Source organism: Gracilibacillus sp. HCP3S3_G5_2 (genome assembly GCF_052063305.1).
Lineage (GTDB): Bacteria > Bacillota > Bacilli > Bacillales > Amphibacillaceae > Gracilibacillus.
This window is the reverse complement of the sequence record NZ_JBQHXU010000016.1, coordinates 53,702-59,701: the sequence shown is the minus strand read 5'-3', so window position 1 is coordinate 59,701 and position 6,000 is coordinate 53,702. Positions and strand designations below refer to the sequence as shown.

5 protein-coding genes and 2 pseudogenes are annotated in these 6,000 nt (G+C 35.5%); 1 reads left to right on the top strand and 6 read right to left on the bottom strand.

From position 1 onward, the window contains the following. Window positions 1-292: 292 nt before the first annotated feature. The 4 genes and pseudogenes from ACTNEP_RS18775 to ACTNEP_RS18760 all read right to left on the bottom strand — a co-directional run bounded on the left by ACTNEP_RS18775 (window position 293) and on the right by ACTNEP_RS18760 (window position 2,777). A complete protein-coding gene (locus ACTNEP_RS18775) occupies window positions 293-388 on the bottom strand; it encodes a putative holin-like toxin (RefSeq protein ID WP_073200242.1) in 96 nt (31 codons plus the stop codon). Window positions 389-763: 375 nt separating this feature from the next. After that, window positions 764-1,705, bottom strand: a pseudogene (locus ACTNEP_RS18770) (type I restriction endonuclease subunit R, EcoR124 family); the annotation flags it as partial. 87 nt (window positions 1,706-1,792) lie between these two features. Then, window positions 1,793-1,855, bottom strand: a pseudogene (locus tag ACTNEP_RS18765) (AbrB/MazE/SpoVT family DNA-binding domain-containing protein); the annotation flags it as partial. A 604-nt stretch (window positions 1,856-2,459) separates the two neighbouring features. Beyond that, the gene (locus ACTNEP_RS18760) at window positions 2,460-2,777 is read right to left on the bottom strand and encodes a hypothetical protein (RefSeq protein ID WP_441163491.1); all 318 of its coding nucleotides are present in this window, start codon (window positions 2,775-2,777) and stop codon (window positions 2,460-2,462) included. A 605-nt stretch (window positions 2,778-3,382) separates the two neighbouring features. On the opposite strand from ACTNEP_RS18760, the gene ACTNEP_RS18755 reads away from it, so the two are divergent. Next, window positions 3,383-4,345 (top strand): TRM11 family SAM-dependent methyltransferase, encoded by a 963-nt coding sequence (locus ACTNEP_RS18755; protein ID WP_441163490.1) that lies wholly within the window; start codon window positions 3,383-3,385, stop codon window positions 4,343-4,345. 80 nt (window positions 4,346-4,425) lie between these two features. Here ACTNEP_RS18755 and ACTNEP_RS18750 read toward each other — a convergent pair whose 3' ends face one another. Both ACTNEP_RS18750 and ACTNEP_RS18745 read right to left on the bottom strand, forming a co-directional pair. Beyond that, window positions 4,426-5,184: a PRC-barrel domain-containing protein gene (locus ACTNEP_RS18750; protein ID WP_441163493.1), complete on the bottom strand. Its 759-nt coding sequence runs from the start codon at window positions 5,182-5,184 to the stop codon at window positions 4,426-4,428. Between the two features lie 319 nt (window positions 5,185-5,503). Beyond that, the gene (locus ACTNEP_RS18745; RefSeq protein WP_441163489.1) at window positions 5,504-5,953 is read right to left on the bottom strand and encodes a DUF1569 domain-containing protein; all 450 of its coding nucleotides are present in this window, start codon (window positions 5,951-5,953) and stop codon (window positions 5,504-5,506) included. Between the last annotated feature and the right edge of the window lie 47 nt (window positions 5,954-6,000).

Sequence of the window (6,000 nt, the reverse complement as noted above, 5' to 3'; positions counted from 1 at the left end):
TTAAATTAAGGGTCCATTTTTGCTTCGAAGCTTTGGACACCTCGTATGATACCAAGAGGGCTCTTTTTGTTTCAATCCTCAAATTTCTTCATTACAGGAATGCTCCTATTTCTACTTATTAACTTTGAAGATTGTGACAATTCTAATCCTTATGTTATAATTACAGTAAGAAAATGAATATAATATAACCCGTAGCGGACACTACGGGTTATGGATAAGCGGTTCCCCCAGAGGGATCGGCTACCAAGTGTGATAGACCTCACCTACTATGTTTCAGGGTAAATAGGGAGGTCTATTTTCTGTTGATCAGTGACACGATCAAAGCGAGTAATGCAATCAAGAAGGTACCGAAACCAAATAGTACCATGAAACTTTCATACATACTCATAGGCATCACCCCCTTTCTATATGGGGGATTAGCCGACCTTTCCCTAAAAGAACGTTATCCTATTTTAGGATATCACAACCGATACGAACATTCATTCTATAATAGGGATAATCACTAATTTTAAACATCTCTTTCATCATACAAGAATTACACATCATTTCTTTTTTCTGTAGTTCCTCACTAACTGTATCTGCTCGCTTATAAAAGAATGCTTCATAGTCATCTTCCCAAATGCCAAAAGCTTCTAAATCATCAATGAGAAGTGTTTTATTGTATCGCCTATTATAAATGTTGCCTGTTACTACCCGATATATAAATTGACAAAATCCGGGTAACGACTGGAACCGAAAGGCTAAAGAGAACCAATAAACACTGTTATCTCAATTCATCATCCAATGGTATAATCACTTGATCCAATACCATCCTCCACTGACGCTTCATTTCTGGTCCGTATTTCAAGGCTTTTGCATCAGGGTTGGCAGCTTTATACTGATCAGAATCCCTACTGTTAAGGATATCACTAATATTTAGAATAGGATCCATTCCAATCACATATTGAATGGCAGATAAATGCAGTGCATCTTTTTCTACAAACCATGTATCTGCAAAATCATCTATCGCATTATTTTTTTCTTCCGTAAAGAATGCTCTTTTTACGATAAAAATATCTTCTTCTTCATCTACTTCTTTATTATCTATCGCATTTAGAATGGCGCGATACACATTCTTGACGATTTCTGCCTTTTCTAGTTTTTGGAGTGCATTTTCAATATCATCACGGATATTCTTATTATTAGCTGAGTATGTTTCGAGTAACTTATCAATATAGGTTGCATCGATATCGTAAATCTTAGTAGCATTTTCACCATGGAATTCAATATCAGAGAAATCAACTTCTGGTTCAGCCGATTCCTCATCATCCATTAATGAGCCTTTTACCGTGTTATATACACCTACAGATTCTTCTATAGTCATGACTTGATCTTTCAGTGTAGTTGAATATTCGATGTCATCGTTGTATTCATTATACGTTACGAGCGCGTCATACGAATTATTTAATTCTTGAAATGCTTTTACAAATTCAACACGTGTTTCGATTGGGGTGTGTTCATTTATATTTTCAATATTAGCTGTAATCGCTTTTAATTCTTTATGCGCTTTTTTAAAACGTTTCTTTGAATCCTCATACGTTGGATAGATCAATGTAGATTCTGTGCTTTCATCGGAATAGACCTTTGTTGCTTCTTGTACATTATGTTCCATTGTGTATGGCTTCCTGAAGGTAACGATTAACCCCTTTGTCTTTTCCGGGTATGTAAGAATAGCAGATTTTTGTGGCCGACCATTTTGAAAATCGAATTTCATATAAGCGTTATCTGGTCGGAATATCTTGTGAATCAATTTTTAATATCCTGGTTTAATATTAAAGACATCCCTCGCTTCTTTTGGAATCACAATTTGCCCTTTGGTGCCGTCATTTTATTTCCTCCTAAGTATGTTTTGTAATACTTTTCATACGAATCACACTAATATTTTATGCAAATTTCAAGTGAAGACATATTAAGAAGAAAAGAAATTTTTTCAAAAAGATAACCAAGCACAACAAGTAAATGTCATGTTTGGTTCCACATCCCGCCAGTTGTTTAATTTTTTATAAAAACGTTACTATTTTAAGAATCCTTTGGAAGCATATCTTAGGTGGCTGTATCTTGGTTTTCACTTATTTGATTTCCACACTATAATCCGATTTATGATTCTAAAAAGCTATTATTCACTATTGATTTTTCTACACGAAAATCCGAATACCCCAAAAATATTAGTTATATACGAGATATCTGATGCTGTTCGCGAGATATACTCTCTTGTGACGAGATAGTTGGTGCTGTTGGCTAGATATCACCGTCAATCTGCCCCGATGTGACTCCACATTAAGATAGGAGTAATAATTTTTTCATGATTTCATTTTCAACGATGATTATCGCATTTACTTACGAACACATATTTTTTTAACCAATTTCCTATGTAACATGCAAAAAGGAGGCAGTTGCCTCTGCCTCTCTTGCTTAGATTTTTAGTTATGCCTTTCACTGTGCTCTGTCTTAATTAACGTGCTTTCCGTTTTTGTTTCATCATGAACATCACAATAGTAGACGACAACTTTGATATGATGGATAACCTGACACGTACGTGTATAACGCATAAAATTTTTCCAATAGGTAAATTCATGTGTGCCTCCATCTACCTGTTCTTCATATGTATCCTGTACCTGCCAATTGTGTTCCTTTTCTTCAACTGAGTATATTGTTCGGTCATCAACTTTTGCGTTTGTGATCTCCCCACTAAAGAAGAAGAAGAAAACCTCAGCGATTATTATACCTCGCTTCCACATATCATCAGCCCTTTTTATAGATTTGGTTAGACTTAGTTATTTCCTGACCAAAGAAAAACATACATGTATATTCAAATAGGCCAAGTTTGGTTTTAAAGCAACTTAAAATATTATTCAAATGACAACCATATTGACACTTATGGCAAGGATTTTTTTCTACCAATATATTTCCATCCATTTAAAGGTTGTCAAAAGGAATTCCATACTTGTACGATAGTAATATTTTGTTTAATTTGTGTATAATGCTAATACCGGTGGACCGTACTCTACGTTATACACACTTCATATTCTTTTCAATACGTTCTCTAAACCAAGTAATGTTTATGGCTTATACTATACTCATTAGATATAAAATTACCACAATAGTATTCATTCACATGGAATAAAATCGAAATTATAAAAATGGGTCTAACCCTCCTCCTGAACATTTGTCCATATCTAGGGTCTGACCCATGAGTTAAAGTCTTTTGATCGGGATATAGAGGACTTGGACGATACCCTCCTATACAAGGACCGAGAAATTCCTTCTTATCATAGGGTTTTATAAGTTATAATAAGATTAATACTATTTGGTTAATAATCGAAGAAGGGCTAGTACACAAAACATGACAAAACTTAACTTGCAAGCATCAGAATACCTATACACCTACACACATGCTCTCGAAGAAAGCTCTCTCTGTGCATTAGAGCAAAGAGCGCTCTTCGGAGAAGAATCAGATAACCTTGTAAAAAGTACAATAAACATCGAACCAAGCAGGAGCCCGTTTATAAAGGGGAAACTCTCCATTCTTTTCTCTGGAAAATCTATTCAGGCAATTGTTGAAAAAGTTGATCAAATCGAGCTTAGAGACCAAACGTTTAAGGTGCTTTTCTTAAAAATAAACGATCTTTTCCCTGAACAGAAAATAGAATTCGCAGAACAACGAATGATTGAAAGTGAGATTGGCTGGAATATCATTGGAAAGGCGAAGATGAAAAACCCTGATATCCTTTTCGGTATTGTACCGTATAAAGGGCGCTGGTACTTCGGCAGTTACAAGGAAAGCGAACCCGTATGGCTTCATCATCTGAAAAAACCTGAAGAATACTCGACAGCAATAAGCACACGTTTGGCCAGGGCTATTGTAAATATAGCAGTTCCAGATCCATCAGGTGTAAGTGTAATTGATCCATGTTGCGGAATAGGTACCGTACTTGTCGAAGCACTCTCGATGGGGATACAGATTGTCGGCTCTGACCGCAATCCACTAGTAGTAAAAGGGGCGCGGAAAAATATCAATTATTTTAACTATGTGGGAATAGTGGAAGTCAAAGATATTGCCGATGAAGAAGGCCATTATGATGTGGCGATCATTGATATGCCTTACAACCTTTATTCGAAAGTGACTCCAGAAGAGCAGTACTCGATAATCAAGCATGCGAAAAGGATTGCAGATAGAGTTGTCATGATTACAATCGAAGACATGGATGAGATGATAGTGTTGGCTGGATTTACGATAGTCGATCGATGTGTTGCTAATAAGGGTAAAAAAGCGCTTTTCTCGAGACAGGTAATTGTATGTGAATAATCGGATAAAGTAAAACCCTTCTATTATTAAGAAGGGTTTCATTCATATTACAACCAACGACGATTCTAGCTATGAAGGTTTTATTTTACAAGGCTTCTCTTTCTAAGTGTTTCCGCTGTAACCTCATCTAAATTTAAAATAGACTCATCTTCAATCGATTCTTTCTCTACTTCGTCGGACTTGAGGTTAATAGTTAACTCCTTCTTGTTCCAATCGATGGAATCAATTAGTTCCGGTAATAAGGCTATCTTTTTTCCTGGTAACCAATCACCGGTATCGATAATTAAATAATGAATTGCCCATGACTGATCATCTATCACGAAATCAATAACATTACCAACATCTTCATCGATGGCTTTGACTGTATAACCAGTAACATGTCCTTTAAGCTCATTTACACTTCTTAAATAAGGATCACCGTCATCAATGGATTCATTTTTCTCCATTACCTCTCTTGTTACCTCATTTGGTTGATAGGCAATTGGCATATCTGCGGTACCCCATAATCCATTTCCAATCCAGTATGGATGCCAGCCATAGTACGCATGTAGGTCCATTTCCTTCTTTCTTGAAACAGGTCTATGTTCATCAACTGATGGGCCATCTTTTATTTGTTGCTTGGATGCCAATACAGAAATTTGATCATTTGATAGGTCCACAGTATCAAAAGAAACGGGAGATAGTAGCACCCTTAATCCTGGTAACCACTTCATCGTATCGATAACTAAATAACGTACCGTCCACTTTTCACTATCAAAATATAAGTCTTTTACTTTCCCTAATTCATCATCTGACGCCCTTACATTACATGACTCTATTGAACTTGCTTTATATAGAATAATGAATCCCTCCTACCAATAATTTTTTTATCTTACTTAAAATATAACCTGTCTGAGAAAATGTTAAACAATATACCGAAAAAAGTGATAGTAAAATAGGTGCTTGACCATTCACCTTGTATCTTACGCAAAATAACTCGATCTTTTCTAATATAATGATTTTTTAAACAACGGTGAATCAATCTAACTTGATTTGAACTAGTTAATTTAATTGCCTAATTGGTAAACAGAATATTAGTAAACTTTTCAAAGTATATATGATAGTAATAGGAGTGAAACATCCAAAATTACTTTCTTCTCATATATCTTTTCAGATTAACTAAACACCAAACTGTTTTAAATGATGGTCAAGGTGCTTATAAATTCCTTTCCCCCATTGATCGGGAGTAAGTTTACCAAAAAAAGGATGTGGGTGGGTTGTACACTCCTGTGGACCATTATTTTGGAAAGTTATAATTTTTTGTTTAAGTTTTTCCTTTTCTGTTTCAAATTCTTTTTCCTCTACAATCAAAATGGTTGGGATTGTGGACATACTTTGAGGTAATGGCTTGTCGTTATAAAAAATTGGTTTCGCAAACTTCCCTATTAATATCCCTAACCAACCTCTCTCGGGAAAAGCATTTCCCATTGCAATGTCTTGAAAGGAAGAGCAATGTGCTAGCATTTGGGCAACATCCATTTCACCCCATTGCGGTTTTGAATTTGCGCTTAATTTGTCAATACGGTTTAACGTTTCCTCTGCGTGCAATTGATTAAAAATATCCTTCATTTGGTCAAGGCTCCCTTCACAAATCTATTTCTACACAACCATTAAAA